The organism is Amphritea balenae, assembly GCF_003858655.1.
Classification (GTDB): Bacteria; Pseudomonadota; Gammaproteobacteria; order Pseudomonadales; family Balneatricaceae; genus Amphritea; species Amphritea balenae.
In genome coordinates this window covers 87,237-105,134 of the sequence record NZ_RQXV01000011.1, presented here as the reverse complement: position 1 = coordinate 105,134, position 17,898 = coordinate 87,237, and the positions used below count along the sequence as shown (strand labels likewise).

General features: G+C 47.0%; 22 protein-coding genes. 13 read left to right on the top strand and 9 right to left on the bottom strand.

Features of this window, described 5'->3' with window-relative positions:
* Positions 1 to 4: 4 nt before the first annotated feature.
* Together trpC and EHS89_RS17350 are read left to right on the top strand one after the other, a co-directional pair.
* Positions 5 to 823, top strand: a complete 819-nt coding sequence (gene trpC / locus EHS89_RS17355) for an indole-3-glycerol phosphate synthase TrpC (RefSeq protein ID WP_124927438.1) — start codon at positions 5 to 7, stop codon at positions 821 to 823.
* A 217-nt stretch (positions 824 to 1,040) separates the two neighbouring features.
* Positions 1,041 to 1,448 carry an OsmC family protein gene (locus EHS89_RS17350; protein WP_124927437.1) on the top strand — a complete coding sequence of 136 codons (408 nt, stop codon included), beginning with the start codon at positions 1,041 to 1,043 and terminating at the stop codon, positions 1,446 to 1,448.
* 69 nt (positions 1,449 to 1,517) lie between these two features.
* Here EHS89_RS17350 and EHS89_RS17345 read toward each other — a convergent pair whose 3' ends face one another.
* Positions 1,518 to 1,901 (bottom strand): hypothetical protein, encoded by a 384-nt coding sequence (locus tag EHS89_RS17345; RefSeq protein ID WP_124927436.1) that lies wholly within the window; start codon positions 1,899 to 1,901, stop codon positions 1,518 to 1,520.
* Between the two features lie 72 nt (positions 1,902 to 1,973).
* The gene (locus EHS89_RS17340; protein WP_124927435.1) at positions 1,974 to 2,288 is read right to left on the bottom strand and encodes a monooxygenase; all 315 of its coding nucleotides are present in this window, start codon (positions 2,286 to 2,288) and stop codon (positions 1,974 to 1,976) included.
* 147 nt (positions 2,289 to 2,435) lie between these two features.
* Between EHS89_RS17340 and EHS89_RS17335 the strand changes: the two genes are divergently transcribed.
* The 6 genes from EHS89_RS17335 to dnaB all read left to right on the top strand — a co-directional run bounded on the left by EHS89_RS17335 (position 2,436) and on the right by dnaB (position 6,937).
* Positions 2,436 to 3,332 carry a LysR family transcriptional regulator gene (locus tag EHS89_RS17335; RefSeq protein ID WP_124927434.1) on the top strand — a complete coding sequence of 299 codons (897 nt, stop codon included), beginning with the start codon at positions 2,436 to 2,438 and terminating at the stop codon, positions 3,330 to 3,332.
* 187 nt (positions 3,333 to 3,519) lie between these two features.
* Positions 3,520 to 4,005, top strand: a complete 486-nt coding sequence (locus EHS89_RS17330) for a hypothetical protein (RefSeq protein ID WP_124927433.1) — start codon at positions 3,520 to 3,522, stop codon at positions 4,003 to 4,005.
* 150 nt (positions 4,006 to 4,155) lie between these two features.
* The gene (gene rpsF, locus EHS89_RS17325; RefSeq protein WP_124927432.1) at positions 4,156 to 4,608 is read left to right on the top strand and encodes a 30S ribosomal protein S6; all 453 of its coding nucleotides are present in this window, start codon (positions 4,156 to 4,158) and stop codon (positions 4,606 to 4,608) included.
* Between the two features lie 32 nt (positions 4,609 to 4,640).
* Positions 4,641 to 4,868 carry a 30S ribosomal protein S18 gene (gene rpsR, locus EHS89_RS17320; protein ID WP_019622438.1) on the top strand — a complete coding sequence of 76 codons (228 nt, stop codon included), beginning with the start codon at positions 4,641 to 4,643 and terminating at the stop codon, positions 4,866 to 4,868.
* 103 nt (positions 4,869 to 4,971) lie between these two features.
* The gene (rplI, locus tag EHS89_RS17315) at positions 4,972 to 5,418 is read left to right on the top strand and encodes a 50S ribosomal protein L9 (protein ID WP_124927431.1); all 447 of its coding nucleotides are present in this window, start codon (positions 4,972 to 4,974) and stop codon (positions 5,416 to 5,418) included.
* A 136-nt stretch (positions 5,419 to 5,554) separates the two neighbouring features.
* The gene (gene dnaB / locus EHS89_RS17310; protein ID WP_124927430.1) at positions 5,555 to 6,937 is read left to right on the top strand and encodes a replicative DNA helicase; all 1,383 of its coding nucleotides are present in this window, start codon (positions 5,555 to 5,557) and stop codon (positions 6,935 to 6,937) included.
* A gap of 534 nt (positions 6,938 to 7,471) precedes the next feature.
* On the opposite strand, the gene EHS89_RS17305 is transcribed toward dnaB, so the two are convergent.
* Positions 7,472 to 7,906: an acyl-CoA thioesterase gene (locus EHS89_RS17305; RefSeq protein WP_124927429.1), complete on the bottom strand. Its 435-nt coding sequence runs from the start codon at positions 7,904 to 7,906 to the stop codon at positions 7,472 to 7,474.
* An 80-nt stretch (positions 7,907 to 7,986) separates the two neighbouring features.
* Here EHS89_RS17305 and EHS89_RS17300 point away from each other — a divergent pair, with 80 nt between their 5' ends.
* Positions 7,987 to 8,649, top strand: a complete 663-nt coding sequence (locus EHS89_RS17300; RefSeq protein WP_170167538.1) for a class I SAM-dependent methyltransferase — start codon at positions 7,987 to 7,989, stop codon at positions 8,647 to 8,649.
* A gap of 32 nt (positions 8,650 to 8,681) precedes the next feature.
* Here EHS89_RS17300 and bioA read toward each other — a convergent pair whose 3' ends face one another.
* Both bioA and EHS89_RS17290 read right to left on the bottom strand, forming a co-directional pair.
* Positions 8,682 to 9,980: an adenosylmethionine--8-amino-7-oxononanoate transaminase gene (gene bioA, locus EHS89_RS17295; protein WP_124927427.1), complete on the bottom strand. Its 1,299-nt coding sequence runs from the start codon at positions 9,978 to 9,980 to the stop codon at positions 8,682 to 8,684.
* A gap of 98 nt (positions 9,981 to 10,078) precedes the next feature.
* Positions 10,079 to 11,053, bottom strand: coding sequence for an SLAC1 anion channel family protein (locus EHS89_RS17290; RefSeq protein WP_124927426.1), 975 nt, complete (start codon positions 11,051 to 11,053; stop codon positions 10,079 to 10,081).
* A 233-nt stretch (positions 11,054 to 11,286) separates the two neighbouring features.
* Here EHS89_RS17290 and EHS89_RS17285 point away from each other — a divergent pair, with 233 nt between their 5' ends.
* From EHS89_RS17285 to EHS89_RS17270, 4 genes are all read left to right on the top strand, one after another.
* A complete protein-coding gene (locus tag EHS89_RS17285) occupies positions 11,287 to 11,727 on the top strand; it encodes an HvfA family oxazolone/thioamide-modified RiPP metallophore (protein WP_124927425.1) in 441 nt (146 codons plus the stop codon).
* 92 nt (positions 11,728 to 11,819) lie between these two features.
* Positions 11,820 to 12,692, top strand: a complete 873-nt coding sequence (locus EHS89_RS17280; RefSeq protein ID WP_124927424.1) for an HvfB family MNIO-type RiPP peptide maturase — start codon at positions 11,820 to 11,822, stop codon at positions 12,690 to 12,692.
* Positions 12,679 to 13,446, top strand: a complete 768-nt coding sequence (locus tag EHS89_RS17275; protein ID WP_124927423.1) for an HvfC family RiPP maturation protein — start codon at positions 12,679 to 12,681, stop codon at positions 13,444 to 13,446. The genes EHS89_RS17280 and EHS89_RS17275 overlap by 14 nt, the downstream gene beginning before the upstream one ends.
* Before the next feature lie 64 nt (positions 13,447 to 13,510).
* Positions 13,511 to 14,128 (top strand): HvfX family Cu-binding RiPP maturation protein, encoded by a 618-nt coding sequence (locus EHS89_RS17270; protein ID WP_124927422.1) that lies wholly within the window; start codon positions 13,511 to 13,513, stop codon positions 14,126 to 14,128.
* A 173-nt stretch (positions 14,129 to 14,301) separates the two neighbouring features.
* Here the strand turns inward: EHS89_RS17270 and EHS89_RS17265 are convergent, their stop codons facing one another.
* The 4 genes from EHS89_RS17265 to EHS89_RS17250 form a co-directional block, all read right to left on the bottom strand.
* Positions 14,302 to 14,874, bottom strand: a complete 573-nt coding sequence (locus EHS89_RS17265) for a hypothetical protein (RefSeq protein ID WP_124927421.1) — start codon at positions 14,872 to 14,874, stop codon at positions 14,302 to 14,304.
* A gap of 202 nt (positions 14,875 to 15,076) precedes the next feature.
* A complete protein-coding gene (gene tsaA / locus EHS89_RS17260; RefSeq protein WP_124927420.1) occupies positions 15,077 to 15,796 on the bottom strand; it encodes a tRNA (N6-threonylcarbamoyladenosine(37)-N6)-methyltransferase TrmO in 720 nt (239 codons plus the stop codon).
* A gap of 8 nt (positions 15,797 to 15,804) precedes the next feature.
* Complete coding sequence (locus EHS89_RS17255; RefSeq protein WP_124927419.1) at positions 15,805 to 16,086, bottom strand: hypothetical protein; 282 nt, start codon at positions 16,084 to 16,086, stop codon at positions 15,805 to 15,807.
* A 55-nt stretch (positions 16,087 to 16,141) separates the two neighbouring features.
* The gene (locus EHS89_RS17250) at positions 16,142 to 17,893 is read right to left on the bottom strand and encodes a Na/Pi cotransporter family protein (protein ID WP_124927418.1); all 1,752 of its coding nucleotides are present in this window, start codon (positions 17,891 to 17,893) and stop codon (positions 16,142 to 16,144) included.
* Positions 17,894 to 17,898 lie beyond the last annotated feature (5 nt).

Sequence of the window (17,898 nt, the reverse complement as noted above, 5' to 3'; positions counted from 1 at the left end):
AATAATGAGCAATCCAGATACTCCAACCATCCTCAAGAAAATCATTGCCCGTAAGCATGAAGAAGTGGCTGAGCGTCAGCCGAAGGTCAGTATCGCTGACCTGAAAGCGCAGATCGAAGATCAGAAAGGCAGTGCAACTGATCCCCGCGGCTTTGTTGCTAATATGGAAAAAGCCCTGGCTGAAGGTCGTTCGGCAATCATTGCTGAAGCGAAGAAGGCCAGCCCGTCTAAAGGGGTAATCCGTGATCCTTTTATCCCGGCCGATATTGCCCGATCTTATGAGGCGGGTGGTGCCAGCTGTTTATCAGTACTGACCGATGCGGACTATTTTCAGGGCAGCGAAGCTTACCTGATGGAAGCCCGGGCCGCCTGTTCACTGCCGATTATACGTAAGGATTTCATTGTCGATACGTATCAGGTGTATGAAGCGCGCGCAATGGGTGCTGACTGCATTCTGTTGATTGTAGCGGCACTGGAAGATCAGCAGATGGCTGATCTGAATGCTCTGGCAATTGACTTAGGTATGGATGTGCTGATCGAAGTGCATAACAAAGCAGAACTGCTGCGTTCGCTGCCACTAGGTAATAAGCTGGTGGGTATCAATAACCGTGATCTTCACAGTTTTGAAGTAACCCTGGAGCACACTTATGAGCTACTGGATATGATTCCGGATGACCGTATTGTAGTGACCGAAAGCGGTATTCTGAATCGTGATGATGTGATTGCGATGCGTGAACACAATGTGGATAGTTTCCTGGTGGGTGAAGCCTTTATGCGGGCGGATGAGCCAGGTCAGAAACTTGCTGAGCTATTTGCTAAATAACGGTCTTTACGCTCGATAGCGGCGTTAAATTTTTTCTCAAAATGCTCAGCAACAGTTTACTGTTACAACGCTCAAAGGGCGGCCCGGAGGGCGAGCAAAGCGAGTACTTACAGCAGTAAGCTCCGCTTTTTCGAAAAAATTTGCCTTGCTCTCAAACGTAAATCCTCGTTATTACTGGATGCAATATAAGAATTGTAAAGATTATTGAGAAGTTACTATGCAAGCAAAAGTTAAATGGGACGGCGATGTTCGTTTCAAAGGTACCACTGGTTCAGGTTTTGATATCACCCTTGATGGTGAGTTGAAACAGGGCCCTCGCCCGATGGAAATGATATTGCTGGGTTTAGGTGGCTGCACCTCCTACGATGTAATCGGTATTCTGAAGAAAACCCGTCAGGATGTTGTAGATTGCGTTGCTGAGATCGATGCTGAGCGTGCAGATGAAGTACCGGCGGTTTTCACAAAGATCCATGTGAAGTTTGTGGTATCTGGTCGTGGTCTTAAAGAGAAGCATGTTGAGCGGGCAGTTAAACTGTCTGCTGAACAGTATTGCTCTGCATCACTGATGCTGGAGAAAGGCGGGGTAGAGATTACCCACAGCTATGAGATTAAAGAGGTCGAATAAATTCGACAGTAGTTAGAACAAAACCGCCTGTTGGCGGTTTTTTGTTTTATGGCAGTATCTGGTTTTCTGTTAACTGTTGTTAGTTTTTTGTAACTGACGGAAGCTGAGTATAGCCAGTAAGCCAAAAAAAGCCGGGTCGGACCAGCCGAAGCCTGTAAATGTACCTGTTATACAAGCGTAAAGAGTGATGAACAGACCAAAGATGTTGGTCCACATTAACCCTTTAAATAGCTTTCCGGCCATCGGGTTGTCAGACTCAATATCCCGGAACTGGAAACTGATAACCGCTAATCCGCCGAGAAATATGCTGTTGTGCTGGGACAGGAAGTAAGCGTTTGGATCGCTAACGCTGACGCCGTATAGGGGCCATAACAGGGCCGGTACAAAGAACAGCGCGATAGCAAAGCTCGCATATATAGCGCTATGAATAGTTAAGAATGTTTTGTTACTCATTTAGATTTAGCCCCCGTATAGGTGCATATTCAGATAGAGCCCGGAATTTAGTCCGGGCATAGGCCGTTAAACTTAAGAGCTCAAGTTAAACGGGCCCTGGTTAATGGCTGAGAGTGATTCATTAATATTGAATACTTGCCCCTGAACGTTGGGAATACCCATCGTCGTTAGGCGAGCGGTATGCATCTCTAGATAGGCTTGCGCAGTCTCCTCGCTTTCAAACAGATAGACACCGCCTGCTTGTTGAGTTTTTTCATTTTCAGTCCAGAGTTTCCAGATCATGCCGGGTTCGTTGTTGATAGTCGCAGCCAGTTCTTTAAGAGCATCGCTCATGACTTCACCAAATGGTCCCTGATAATCAAAATCTACCTGCAGTAATGTTTTCATCGTTAATACCTTGTCGCTGAGTTCGTTAATTTTTTACTCTGGAAGTTAAAGTGGTTGTCCTTAAACTCTGGAGATGAGTTGATGATACGTCGATAAAATGCAATATAAAGTTCATAAAACTGCTAATAACTGTGTAAAATTTACACCATGAGATTAAAGACAACGTTGGACCAATGGCTCACGCTATTTGAAGTAGACAAGGCCGGCAGCTTTCAGGGGGCAGCGATACGCCTGAATAAGAGCCATACCACACTGATCTATGCAGTTAAAAAGCTTGAGCAACAGTTAGGTGTCACACTGATCCGGATTGATGGACGTAGGGCCGTGTTGACTGATGAAGGCAAGTCGATGTTGCGCCGTGCCGAACCGTTATTAGCACAGGCGCGAGAGCTTGAAATGCTGGGGGGGCAGCTATCAAAGGGAATTGAGTCAGAGATTACCGTGAGTATTGATCATCTTTGTAATCCTGACTGGCTATATCGCCCATTGAATAAATTTCTTAGCGTTAATAAAGGGACGTCGGTTCAGGTACGGGAAACCTCATTGAGCAGTACCCGTGATGCGGTATTAGAACAGCAAGCGGATATCGCCATTATTAATCTGCCGGTGACGAATTATCTGGCGGAAGCTTTTGGTGTGGTGACAATGGTGCCTGTGGTTGCCCGGCAACACTGCCTGGCACAGAAGGAGACGGTTTGTGCTGAGGATCTATTAACTGCAACTCAGATTATTGTACGTGACCTGGGGAGTGTAAATGAAGAAGATGATCAGAATGTAGGCTGGTTGAAGTCGCAGCAAAGAATCACCGTTGATAATTTTTATCATGCCTGGAAAGCGGTATATGCAGGGGTGGGATTTTGTCGTGTACCAGAACATATGTTATCTGGTCTGGATACTTCTAATATCAAGCAATTATCGATTCTGGGGGGCTCCTGTTATCAGGTGCCAATTCATCTTGCTTTACCTAAAACAGTACAAACCGGACCGGCGGCACATGCGCTTTATCAGTTATTGTTAGAAGGTGTCAGTGACAGGGGGAGCTGATAATCAGAAGAAGCATTGTTGCGAAACAATCAGATAATACCGGACCTGCATAAAGATGTTGTATTACATGTTGTTAGCCGGTGCTATGGAACACCGCTGGACGGGCGGAAAGTACATGATAAACTTCTTCGGTTAATGCTATGGTTACAGAATACCTTTATCGGTTAAGGTTTTCGGGGGGACTTCTATGTATCGCTATACCTTATTACTCTGTCTGATGCTGCTGAGTTTGCGGGCCATAGCTGATCCGAATAATGTCTATCTGTTAGCCGTCTTTAACTATAAAGGGACCCCTGTTTCTATGGCAGGACTGTTTTATGATGACAAGGTAAAAGATATTGATACCTGTAAAAGCTATGTAAAACAATTACGTGGCCATCATGAGTATGGTACAGAACCATTAAACTTTTACCGAACCCTGAATGGGCCTAAGCAATCCGGGGTATACATCTTTAAATATTACCTCTGTCTTAATGATGGTACTGAAGGTTCCCTGTGGAACGGACGAGATTTTTATCGTTACACTTATCTTGTCGATCAGCGCAATAGCCTCAGGTTTTCTGAATTTCCTAGCCTGAATAGTTGTTGGGCTTCAATTCGTAAAGCCCCGGAAAAAAATTCCCGTAAGCTATTTTGCGCCAAAATGAATCAACGTCTTAAGTTTCCCTTATAAAGCAGTTTGAAAGCTTCATCAATTCACGTATAATGCGCGCTCCCTTTTGACCTGTGCAGTTGTGTATGTGGTCGGGAATTAACTTTAACTCCTTGCTTTCTTTCGTGTTTCGATGCGATCTGAAAGCTGTATAAACCGTAAGGAGCAATAATGCGTCATTACGAAATCGTTTTTCTGGTTCACCCGAATCAGAGTGAACAGGTTCCAGCTATGGTAGAGCGTTACACCAAGCTGATTGAAGAATCTGAAGGTCAAATCCACCGTCTGGAAGATTGGGGCCGTCGCCACCTGGCTTACCCAATTAACAAGATCCATAAAGCTCACTACGTTCTGATGAACGTTGAATGTGCTCAGGAAACTCTGGACGAGCTGACTAACATCTTCCGTTACAACGATGCGGTTATCCGTAACATGGTTGTACGTCGTAAAGATGCAGTTACTGATGTATCTCCAATTAAAGCTGCCGAAGGCCGTGAAGAGCGTCGTCCACGTCGCGAAGAGCGTTCTGAGAAGCCTGCTGCTGCAGCTCCTGCTGCTGAAGCACCTGCTGCTGAGGCACCTGCTGCTGAAGCTCCAGCTGCTGATCAAGCTGCTGCCGAGTAATCGGTTCAACATTTATTTAGAGGAGATATACCATGGCTCGTTTTTTCCGTCGTAGAAAATTCTGCCGTTTTACCGCTGAAGGTGTTACCGAGATCGATTACAAAGATCTGGATACCCTGAAAGGTTACATCACTGAAACCGGTAAAATCGTTCCTAGCCGTATCACTGGTACTAAAGCTCGTTACCAGCGTCAGCTGGCAACTGCTATCAAGCGTGCCCGTTACGTTGCGCTGCTGCCATACACTGACAGCCACCAGTAATCACGGTTAGCCCGTTGCTCAGTAAAATGAGTACGGGTGATTAAACAAGTTTCAGCCTGGCGATTAAAATTGCCGGGCGAGTGTAAAAATAGAGGTTTGCGAGATGGAAGTTATCCTGCTCGAGAAAATTGGCAAACTGGGTGGTCTAGGTGACAAGGTTTCTGTTAAAGCCGGTTACGGTCGTAACTACCTGATCCCTTTCGGTAAAGCCGTACCAGCATCTGCTGGTAACCTGGAAGCTTTTGAAGCACGTCGTGCTGATCTGGAAGCTGCAGCTGCTGAAAAACTGAACAGTGCTCAGGCACGTGCAGATCAGCTGAACGAAATCGAACTGTCTATCGTTGCTAAAGCTGGTGACGAAGGTAAGCTGTTCGGTTCTATCGGTACTCACGATATCGCTGATGCAATCACTGCATCTGGTATCGAAGTAGCGAAGAGCGAAGTTCGTCTGCCAGAAGGCGCACTGCGTCACACTGGTGAGTTCGAAATCGCTATCCAGCTGCACCCAGAAGTAACTGCTACTGTCGGCATCGTTGTTGTTGGCGACTAAGCATTACTTTTGAACTGATTTGATCAGTTCAGGTGAGTTAAGAAGCACTGCGTAGTATTATACTGCGCAGTGCTTTTTTCGTTTCAGGGCTATTATTTTTTTGATATGCCTGTTTTGGCTTGAGGTATAAGGTTTTATGGATTATCTGGATCCCGGTTCGGCAGAGGTGGAAGGCGTAAAAGTTCCGCCCCATTCACAAGAGGCTGAGCAATCTGTGCTCGGTGGTCTGATGCTGGATAACAATGCCTGGGATGCGGTATCCGAAATTGTTTTGGAAGATCAGTTTTACCGTCATGACCATCGGCTGATTTTCCGTACCATCGAAAAGCTGGTCGGCAATATGCAGCCGATCGATGTGGTGACTATCTCTGAGGAGTTGGACCGCACCGCTAATCTTGATGCTGCCGGTGGTCTTGATTACCTGGTTGAGCTGGCGCGTAACACACCAAGTGCATCTAACATCCGTGCATATGCTGAGATTGTTCGTGATCGGGCGCTGTTGCGTAAGATGATTCATGTTGCTAATGAGATCGCTGACAACGCCTTTATGCCGGAAGGTCGTCCCAGCGCTGATATTCTTAGTGAAGCTGAACAGAAAATTTTCCAGATCGCTGAAGATCGTCCTAATGAGGGTGGTCCGATGGGAGTTAATCCGCTGCTGAAAAAGGCGGTGGATAAGATTGATGAGTTGTTTAACTCTGATGGTGCGATGACCGGTGTTACCACTGGTTTTGATGAGCTGGATAAGGCGACAGGTGGTATGCAGCCGTCCGATCTTATTATCGTAGCTGCCCGACCATCCATGGGTAAAACAACTTTTGCGATGAACCTGGTTGAAAATGCTTTGATGGCGCAGGAAAAGCCGGTACTGGTTTTCAGTCTGGAGATGCCTGCAGATCAGCTGGTAACTCGTATGCTTTCCTCGCTGGGTCGAATCAACCAGACACGGGTACGATCCGGTCAGCTGGAAGAGGATGACTGGCCACGCCTGACTACCGCTGTGAATATGTTGCGGGATAAGCCGCTGTTTATTGATGATACTGCCGGTATCAGCCCAACGGAGATGCGTAACCGTGCCCGACGTATCGTACGAGAGCATGGTGATATCGCCATGATCATGGTCGATTATCTTCAGTTGATGCAGATAAAAGGCGGCAACTCGGAAGGTCGTACGGCTGAGATATCTGAAATCTCACGTTCCCTTAAAGCCTTAGCGAAAGAGCTAGAGTGTCCGGTTATCGCATTGTCACAGCTTAACCGAGCACTTGAGCAGCGGCCTAATAAGCGGCCGGTAAACTCGGATCTGCGTGAATCAGGTGCCATCGAGCAGGATGCCGACGTTATTATGTTTATCTATCGTGATGAGGTGTACAACGAAGACTCACCCGATAAAGGTGTCGCCGAGATTATTATTGGTAAGCAGCGTAATGGACCGATCGGTAGTAATCGCTTAGCATTTATCGGTCAGTTCACCAAGTTTGAAAACCTGGCGTTGGGCTCATACCAGGAATACGAATAAAATTTACTGTTGGATTCTTATCGGGCCTATGAATAGCGTCAGCTTAAGTGGTTATATTCAGTAGTAACCGTTTAGCCTTTATCGGTCAGTTCACCAAGTTTGAAAACCTGGCGTTGGGGTCATACCAGGAATACGAGTAAAGTTAGTTCCGGACTCATATCAGGACTAAGAATAGAGCCTGCGTCAGGGTATTTTATTCAGTAGTAACCGCTTAGCATTTATTGGCCAGTTCACCAAGTTTGAAAACCTGGCGTTGGGTTCATATCAGGAATACGAATAGGATCAGTCTAAAGAGTATTATCCACAGGCTGAAAGCTTAAAAAAAACCGCCTCTTACAGGCGGTTTTTTTGTGCTCTGAATTGTGGATAGTTATAAACAGAAATAGTAATACAAAGCTGTGCGTAACTCTGGGATAACCTCTGTTAAGGCCCGTAATACGGGGCTTTGCGTCAGTGGGTTAAAAACCGTCCAGTGCTGTTTTTCTGTATATAATTCAATCAGTTGAAGTTTGTTTTTGGCTGATTTATGAACAGTTATTCGGTGACTTTAACAATTCGATTCTGAAACTCTTCAGGTACCGGAATGACTTTGCGTTCATTGTAGTCAAAGAACACAATACCGGTCTTAGCGTGGGCGATCTCAACTGCTGTCTTTTTATTGCTTAACAGGTAGTAAATATCGCAGCCGTACTTATTAAAATCGCCTACAGCGACATCGATCTGTACCAGGTCGGCGTGAAAGCCTTCTGCTTTATAAACGATGGCAGAATCGGTCATAATGATGCTGGCGCCTTCGATATCCAGTTCACCGTAATTGTACGAGTTTAGAAAACGTACCCTGGCTTCATGAACCATGGCCAGAACGGCATCGTTACTAAGGTGTCCGCCGTAGTTAATATCGCTGATGCGTACCGGCATCTCGGTGCTGAAACTATAATTGTCGGGCATATCAATTTTGATACGTGCCATAGAGTAACTCCCTGATAGCCATATAGAAATTTGGCAATGTAACCTTGAAACAAAGATTAAAGAATAGAGGAAGTATTGGAGTGAGTCTACGACGTTTTAACCCTTACTATCGCTGGATATTTCCCTGGTTGCTGGATCGTGTATCTAAGGTTGTTGCCCGCGAAAGAGAACAGCTTTTGGCTCAGGCTAAAGGAGTGGTGCTAGAAATAGGCGCGGGCACCGGAACCAGCTTCGCTTGTTATGGTATTGAGGTTAATAAGTTACTGGCGCTTGAGCCTGATGTGGCGGTAATGAGAAAAGCAAAAACTACTTTGAGTCGACTGCCGCAGTCGCAAAGTGGAAAAATTGAGATGCTGATCGCAGATGCAATGGATATTCCGTTGGCTGAGAATAGCTGTGACACCGTTGTCTGTTTCTTAGTGCTTTGTTCAGTGCCTGATCCAAAACAGGTTCTGAATGAGATTGGTCGGGTGCTTAAGCCGGGAGGTAAGCTCCTGTTTTTTGAGCATGTGCTGGCGGATAGTGAGGCGATACAGCGCTGGCAGCATCGTTTGAATCCTTATTGGCACCGTTGCGCCGGGGGGTGTCAATTGAATCGACCTACAGCGGAGTTTATAGAGCAGGCAGGTTTTCAGTTGGATGATTATCAGCGCTATCAGCATCATAGTTTTCCGGCGCTGGTCAGGCAATTAATTACAGGCAGTGCTGTCAAAAATGACAAGAGCGCCGGAAGCGCTCTTTAAACTTTTTTAGCAAGAAAGGCGTGGCTTTTCAGCTAGCGACTCTTCGCAGTGTACTGCTGAATCACGTCACACATTCCCCTTGTAAGTGTTGCCAGATCCTCATCGGTCATAACATAAGGCGGCATCACGTAAACCAACTTACCGAATGGTCTGATCCAGATCCCTTGTTCGACAAACAGTGGCTGAATATCGGCAGTAACAACAGGCTCTTTCATTTCTACTACGCCGATGGCGCCGAGACAGCGTACTTCTGCTACGGAGTCGAGTTCGGCGCAGGCTGCAAGGCCTTGTTTCAATTGCTGTTCGATACGGGCTATGTTGCTCTCCCAGTCAGACTCACGTAGTAGTTTAAGGCTGGCATTAGCTACGGCGCAGGCCAGCGGATTGCCCATGAAAGTGGGGCCGTGCATGAAGCAGCCTGCACCACCGGCAGATATTGTTTCACCAACTTCGGTGGTGGTCAGGGTGGCAGCCAGTGTCATATAGCCGCCGGTTATCGCTTTACCCAGGCAAAGAATATCCGGTGTGATGCCCGCGTGGTCGCAGGCAAAGAGTTTACCGCTGCGGCCAAAGCCGGTGGCTATTTCGTCAGCGATTAACAGCAGGCCAAACTGGTCGCACAATGTGCGGGCGCGTTTCAGATATTCCGGATGATAGAAACGCATACCGCCAGCTCCCTGAACAATAGGTTCCAGAATCAGGGCGGCAATATCGTTGTGATGATCACTGATCAGTTGTTCAAGTTCTGCGCAATCGCTGGGATCCCATGCCTGACCATACTTTGTCTGAGGGGCTGGCGCGAAGAACTGTTGCGGCAATACTCCGCTGAATATCTCATGCATGCCGGTTACCGGATCGCACACAGACATAGCGCCAAACGTATCGCCATGATAGCCATTACGGATGGTCAGGAGTTTATGTTTTGCTGGCTTATCTTTGGCGTGCCAGTACTGAATTGCCATCTTTAATGCAACTTCAACAGCAACCGAGCCCGAATCTGCCAGAAATACTTTTTGGAGCGGTTCTGCAGTCATCTCTACTAGCTGATTACATAGCTCAATCGCAGGTTCATGGGTCAGCCCGCCAAACATAACGTGGGAGACTTTGTCGATCTGACTGTGGGCTGCTTCGTTCAGTGCGGGATTATTGTAACCGTGTATGACTGACCACCAGGAAGCCATGCCATCAATTAACTCACGGCCATCGGTAAGTGTCAGGCGAACGCCTGCTGCAGAAGCAACCGGATAAGCAGCCGGAGGGCTGATCATTGATGAGTATGGGTGCCAGATATGCTGCTGATCAAAACTGATCTGTGTGCTGGTGATAGTCATGATTAATCCCTGAATAGAAAAAGCCGGGCTATTACAGCCCGGTTTTTAGGATAAAGCAAATCTGATCATCGGGCTGTACGGTTGAACAGATTAGTCACTTACTCTGGCTGACAGATCTCATTGCGCACGATTGCCACGGCTGTACGAGCAAGTAACAGCAGGATAACTGTTGTTGTAAGTGCCAGAAGGGCAAATGCCAGATAATAAAAAAACGCGTCGCCCGTGAGGCTGTAGATCAATTGTGTGGCTATGGCTGATGCTGCCAGGGGGAATGAGTAGGCCCACCACGACATATAGAAATTAATTCGGGTAAAGCGGGGCAATTGACTGAGTAACAGTAGTACTAAAAATATCGCTGAGTAGTACAAAATGCGGGCAAAGTTATCCAGCTCTCCATTTAGTTTAATGTAGGAGATAAAGCCCACGGCAGGTGGTGCTATCAGGATAAACAAGGTTGGCAGCATTTTTTCCGGTAGCGGATCATGAAACAGCATTCGATTCAGAATCAGTGTTTTTAAGATGATCCAGTACACCAGGCCGATAGAGAAGAAGAACCAGCTTAGCTCAATAAAACCATGCTCTACCCCGGCAATAGGCACCAGAATATTACCGACCACCGGGATGAACCAGGCGGGTGTGCTGTGGGCGATCTGAAACTTAGGATGGTGAATCCACTGGGTCAGTACATAAAGCGTAAATAACAGATGAAGAGCGCTACCGGCAGCCCATAGCAGGAGTGATAGCTGCTCAGACAGACTCAGAGTAGCAATGCTGAGCAGGAGCATGCTGATAGAGAACGCAGGAAAGAAACTGAGTTTGATTGGGTGCGCGAATTCAGCTTGAACCGCTGCACCTTTGAGTAGGACTTTGAGTAGGAAAATGATTGTCACAATAGCGAATAGAGAAGCGCTGATGATCAGAAGCGCCTGGCTGATAACGATTGGTGCGCCAAATACCTGAGCTGCTTTTTCCCATGCGAGTGTCAGTCCGGTGATTCCCATAATCATCGCGAAGAAAGTGATAGGAAAGTGCTCCAGCCTTGTTGCTGCGGGGCTTTCGATAGTGTTTAGCATAGCTGTTTTCTCATAATGAATCTTTATAATTAGGATATTCTAATATAGTAAAATAATAGAAAATCAAAATCTAATGAAATTTTATTCATGTTTTCAGTTTAGTTTCAGAATGCAAATTTATAGTAGAGCCATCTTAAACAGGGTAGCAAATTGTGAGCAGCAAGCGCTGATCCCATGACGTTAACCAACATTTAACTTGTAATGAAATCACATAGATTCAACTGAGGTGAACCATGAAAACAACAACCACGATCAAACCTATTACTGCTGCTGTTGGTGCTGTTCTACTGGCAGGTATGGCTGCAACGTCTGTTGTAAACGCGGCAACAACAAATCCTTTTGCTGCCCAGGAACTGTCCTCAGGTTACGAAGTAGCAGATAACCATAAAACCGGTGAAGGCAAATGCGGCGAAGGTAAGTGCGGCGGCGATAGCGGTAAAAAAGCTGAAGGCGAAGGCAAGTGCGGCGAAGGTAAGTGCGGTGGCGATAGCAGTAAAAAAGCGGAAGGCGAAGGCAAGTGCGGCGAAGGCAAGTGCGGTGGCGATAGCAGTAAAAAAGCGGAAGGCGAAGGCAAGTGCGGCGAAGGTAAGTGTGGCGGCGACAGCAATAAAAAAGCGGAAGGCGAAGGTAAGTGTGGTGAAGGTAAATGCGGTGGAGATAAGAAATCAGCTTAAAGCTTAAAGCTCAAAGCTTGTAGTTGATAGCTGATATCTGGCGCTAAAGCCCCTCTGCGGAGGGGTCATAAATATTATCAAAGGGATAAATCATGAATAACGAAACCTTTCAAATTTCTGGAGCGGGCCTGGGTTTTCGTCGTTGCATGACTGAAAGCTTTGCTGAGGTAGATGCTTCGCAAGTCGATTTTCTGGAAGTCGCCCCGGAGAACTGGATGGGGCTGGGTGGTCGATTCGGTAAAGCGTTCCGTGAATATACCGAGCGTTTTCCTTTTGTTACTCATGGTTTATCACTTTCGTTGGGTGGTCCATCGCCACTGGATCTGGAGTTTCTCGGGAAACTGAAAACTTTTATCGAGGTGCATAATATTCGAGGTTATTCCGAACATCTGAGCTACTGCACTGATGAAGGTCACTTATACGACCTGATGCCGATCCCTTTTACAGAAGAGGCGGTTAAGCATGTTGCCGGTCGTATCCGTCAGACTCAGGATATTTTGCAGCAGCGCATTGCTATAGAGAATGTTTCTTATTATGCCGCTCCGGGTGCTGAGATGAGTGAGATGGAGTTTCTTCGTGCGGTGCTTCAAGAGGCTGACTGTGACTTGTTACTGGATGTAAACAATATCTATGTGAACAGTGTTAATCATGGCTACGATGCGGCGGAGTTTCTGGCGCAGATACCGGGCGAGCGTATTAGTTATATCCATGTGGCGGGTCACTATAACGAAGCGGATGACCTGATTGTCGATACCCATGGTGCAGATGTAGTAGATCCGGTATGGGCGTTGCTGCAGCAGACTTACCAGCAGTTTGGCGTTAAACCAACACTTCTGGAGCGTGATTTCAATATTCCGGCGATGCCTGAATTGCTGACAGAGGTTGATCAGATTCGGGATTATCAGACCCAGGCAGTGTCATCTCAGACAGCTTCGCAGCAGGAGGTTGCTCATGTCGGTGCCTAAGCAGAGCTTTACTGAACTGCAGTATCAGTTTGCAGCGCATATTCGTAATCCGCAGGAAAATTCGAAACCTGCTGATATTGAAGATCGGCGAATGGCGATCTATCGGGATCTGTTTTTTAACAATATTGAAGGTTTTATCAGTGGCGGCTTTCCGGTGCTGAAATCTATTACCAGTGAAAAAAACTGGTTGCAGATGGTGCGTAAGTTCTTTGATCAATACCGTAGCCACACCCCTTACTTTCTTGAAATAGCCGGAGAGTTTGTGGCCTGGGTTACTAATGAGCGGGAGCCTGAACCGTGGGATTATCCGTTTTTGCAGGAGCTGGTGCATTACGAATGGGTTGAATTGGCGCTGGATACATCTGAGGCAGATTTGTCAGATGTTGAAGTGAATGTGCAGGGTGACCTGTTGAAGGGGCATCCACAACAGTCGCCTCTGGCCTGGTCGCTGATGTATCAGTTTCCTGTACACCGGATCAGCAGTGATTACCTACCTGAGATGGCGCCGGAGCTATCAACTTTTCTGGTGGTTTATCGCAATAGTGATGACCGGGTGAAGTTTATGGAGATTAATCAGCTCACCGCGCGTCTGCTTTATCTGTTAAGTGAAGATGTTCAGCTGAGTGGGCGGCAGGCTTTGTTGAGTATTGCAGCAGAGATGGGGCAGCCTGAGTCGGAACAAATTGTTGAGGGTGGGTTGACCATTTTGCAGCAGTTGCGCAATAGCGAAATTATTTCAGGTGTTCGTTATTAAGGCCTCTGGCCTGAGATGATGAGCTGGATTTACAGATTAAATTATAAGCATTGGGGAAACTGTTATGGCTAATGCATTGATAAAACACACAAATTCATTACATGATTTATTGGATAAAACCCGGATGATGGAGGGCGTTGCACCGCTGTTATTACGTCTCTATCTGGCTCCGATAATGATACAGGCGGGTTATAACAAGCTTTCGCATTTTGAAGATACCGCAGCATGGTTTGGTAATCCTGACTGGGGGTTAGGGTTGCCAATGCCTGAGGTGATGGCTGCGATGGCGGCGGGTACCGAGTTTTTTGGCGGAATTCTGCTTATTATTGGCTTTGCTGTTCGCTGGATCTCTATACCACTGATGATCACAATGATTGTTGCTGCGGTGACAGTGCATCTGGAAAACGGCTGGCTTGCGATTGCTGACAGCTCAAGCTGGTTGGCAAATGAACGGGTAATGGAAGCCGGTGAGCGATTAGCGCGAGCTAAGTCTATTCTTCAGGATAACAGTAACTATGATTGGATAACGGGGCGGGGATCAGTGGTTGTTCTGAATAATGGTATTGAATTTGCCGCGACCTATTTCATTATGCTACTGAGTTTGTTCTTCACTGGGGCGGGACGTTATTTTAGTGTTGACTATTGGGTGGCGCGTGGATTGCGAACACCGGCTCAGGTTTAAAGGTGTTAAGGCTCAGGTTGGATTGAGTAAAGGATGTAAGTAAAGGTTTAGAAGTTGTTCTCCAGCAACAAGTCTTTGGCAGCGCTATGCGCTGCCTTTTTTTGTCTGGCTGTTCTGTGTTTCGGGCCTGACTTATGAGTTTAATCTCACTACTGATATAGTTTCATCGCACATTATCTGTATAGCTTAGGTTCGGCGACAGGCTTGGCTGCAAAGCTTCTGGCGGCATACTTGTCGGGTAGCTCATAGCCCTGGCTTTGTGTTCTGGTCGGGGTTCTGTGCTGCAGGGAATTAAGTTTATGTGCTGCCAAAGAGGTTTCAAATATGGTGCTGTTGATCTCTTGTAGTCGATGATCCCGATTCCACTCCAGTACTTCTTTCAAGTGCCAGGCTGGCTTTTCAGATCTTGGTGAAGGCTTGGGGAATGCGTTGGATTCACTGGCAATGAGAGCCTTAAACTTAACGTTACTTAATTTAAGGACTTTGGCCACGGCATCATAAGGCACCAGATCCGGGGATACAGCCTGAAGTGATGCTTCAGGTAAAATATCCTGAATATGAGTGATCGAGTCTTTGATCGTGCGCAGGGCTGAATTGCCTGGGCGCTTACATTGGCAGATAACCTGATGCTGATTCAGGTTGATATCAAAACCCTGAGTGCTCAGTGTATCGAAATCAAATCGGTGGGAAATATCGTTAAGATATCCGGGTAAACTAAAAGACAACTGAAACTTATAGTTTTCCATCGTAATGGGCCCTTATTTCTTTTGTTGTTAGTCGGGGCATAGACTGGGATGGATGTTATCCATTTGTTATTTCAGGCTTTCCCTGCCTACGGCCAATAACATAAGGAGTTATGCATATACTGTCAAGCAAACTGCGCACTTTGGGTATGTTTTTTTGTTTGCCTATTGACTTGTGAGGGTGGGGTGAAGAAAGGTGGTCGGTTCAATTGACCTTTTCGATGATGGTTACATCGATTCTGCTATCAGAAATCTGCCAGCGAATGTTCAGGTCGTGTAGCTTAATGCCATAGTCCCGATTGTTGTCCTTTCCCTTATGGTACGCCGGCCTGGGATCACACTGTAGTACTTCTTCTATCTGCTGCTGTAATGGTTGTTGAAGGCGGTTGCTATGTGTCAGCAGAGCGGCAGTCGCCGCAGAATTAAAGTGTACGGGCAGGTCGAGCATCTCGATTGAAGACGCCAGTTCAAATTCCGCTTCAGGAATAATATCAGCGTAAGGCAGATAGGGTTTGATATCGATAATCGGTGTCTGATCCAGCAGATCGGCTCCACTGACATCAAGAAATACTTTGCCATTATCTTTTCTGATCTGATCGAGCTTTACTGGCGACAGGCCAACAGGATTGGGCCGAAAGGGAGAGCGGGTTGCGAAAACGCCGAGCTTTTCATTTCCGCCTAGTCGGGGTGGGCGAACCAGAGGCGACCAGCCTTTATCTACGCAGGCGCTAAAGACAAATAGCAGCCAGATATGACTGCAGTGTTCTAATCCTCTGACGGTGTCTGGGCTATCGAAGGGGGGGAGTAACTCTATAGTTGCCGTCATCGAAGCGGCTAATCCGGGTTGACGAGGGATACCAAATTTTTCTTTATAACCGCTGTGAATCAAGGCGATAGGATTGATGCTGAGGCTTGAATGAGTCATAGGAACTTTTATTTATCGGCGGGCATTATCTGTGGGGCCAGTGTGTTGTAGATCGTCTGGCTTTCCTGCTCACTGAGTTTGAGTTGTTGAAGGGCTTTGGTTAGCCCGTTAAGGATATCCTGCTTACCTTGTTGGTCTGCGTTCTGAGCCAGTCTTCCCAATTCCATGCCGACAATAAAGCAGCTCTGTTCTGGCGATTGGGCGTATTCCGGGTTCTCGGCACGGACTTTTATTGCGTGGCCTAAAAATTCCCGGGCCAGTTGGCAGGCTCTGCTTTCAAGATTATCCATAATGCCTCTCCAGTTTGTTAGCAAGCAGGTTTGACCGCCTATTTTGCAATTCAGATTAGTCGATGGCCAGCGATTCTTTTGTATCTGGATCATCTCTTTTAGAGTCTTCTTTTTTAGAATTCTCTCTTTTAGAACTTTTGTGCTTTTGATGTGAATCTGAGTCCCCGCTGCTTTCCTCTGTGCCTGATACTGGAGATCGGTGCTCTATCGGGCTCAGGCTGCTCCAATAGCGGGAGCTTTTCTCGGCCTGCTGGCCCAGGCGATGAATATGACTCAGAGAATCAAGCAGGTCAGTACCCTCATCCGGGCTAAGCCTGCCCTCGATCATGGCATCCAGTGTATGTTGTTTTATTTTTTGATATTTCTTTTCCAGTTTTTTCAGTACAGCCCGACTATCGGAAGATGAAACAGAAATCTCGTCATCAATAGTTGCAGCATCAATGATCTTGTTAGTGATTTTCTTGAGTTCATAAATATCTTTCTGGGTACTGCTGTCATTTACTTTATCGAAGCGGGTGCTGTAATCAACGATCAGGCAGGATAGCCGGGACATCTCGTTAAAGTAGCGGGCGACCCGCATTGCGCTCGGCAGAATCTGAGAGGACTCTTCACTCAGGTTTTGTTGTGCAAGTTTCTGGTTGAAACTACCTATCTGAACGATGATCTTATTAATGATATTCATCTGATCGCGAATCTGCTTGCGCTCGCCTACTTCTGCGCTCAGGGATGCTTTGGCTAAAGAGGCGGTCATTCGACTAACCCGGCTTAATTCGCGGGTCATAGCATCAATTGCTAGTGGAGGGGTTTCCAGGATGTTTTTGTCCAGATAGCGGGCTTTTGCCTGATCTTCCTCAGCCTTGCGAAACAGGGTCTTAAGAAATTTTACCATGGGGGTGGTGATCGGCCACATGATCAATACGCCAGCGGTGTTGAATATAGTGTGGAACAGAGCGAGTAAAATCACCAGATCAAAGCTCTGGGCCCAGCCTGAATTGTTAATGGTGCCGGCCAGGGTAATTAGTAATAATAGCCCGACAAATCCGGTTATCAAATTAAAGAATACGTGGGCGCAGGCGATTCGTTTGGCATTAGATGTCGCGCCTATGACGGATAAAGCGGCGGTAGATGTAGTGCCCATGTTAGCACCGATGACTAGGGCGCCGGCTGCCGCCAGAGGGATGGCCCCGGTGGCGGCCATCGATAGTGTTATAGCCATGGCTGCACTGGAAGACTGAATCAACACGGTTAGCATAAAGCCGACAAAGACGAACAGGGCCAGCCCCCATCCGGTCTGGCCGATCGCTTCGAAAGGTATGCTGTTTTCGAGGCCGGTGAAAGTACCCTTCAGAAAGGATAAGCCGATAAAGAATAGTCCGAAACCGGTTAGGGCGGTGCCCATATGGGCATAACTTTTTTCACCACCGATAAGCCGCATGGCCATGCCGGCGCCGATCATTGGCAGGGCAAACGCGCTGATTTTTAATTTAAAGCCGATGGTGGCTACCAGCCAACCAGTCATAGTAGTGCCTATATTACAGCCGTAAATAACCGCGACGGACTGGCCAAGATTTAACAGACCTGTGTTAACAAAACCGATAGTGGCAACGGTTACTGCGGTGGATGACTGGACCAGTGCGGTAATGGCGGTGCCAGAGATAAGTCCTCTTAAACGGGATTTTGTTGCAGCCTCCAAAGCTTTGCGAAGAGTGTTACCCGCTGCGCGTTTAAGGCCGCTGGTCATTAGTTGCATGCCGAGCAAAAACAGGCCCAGGCCGCCGAACAGGTCGCCAATGTTACTCAGATCCATTGCGG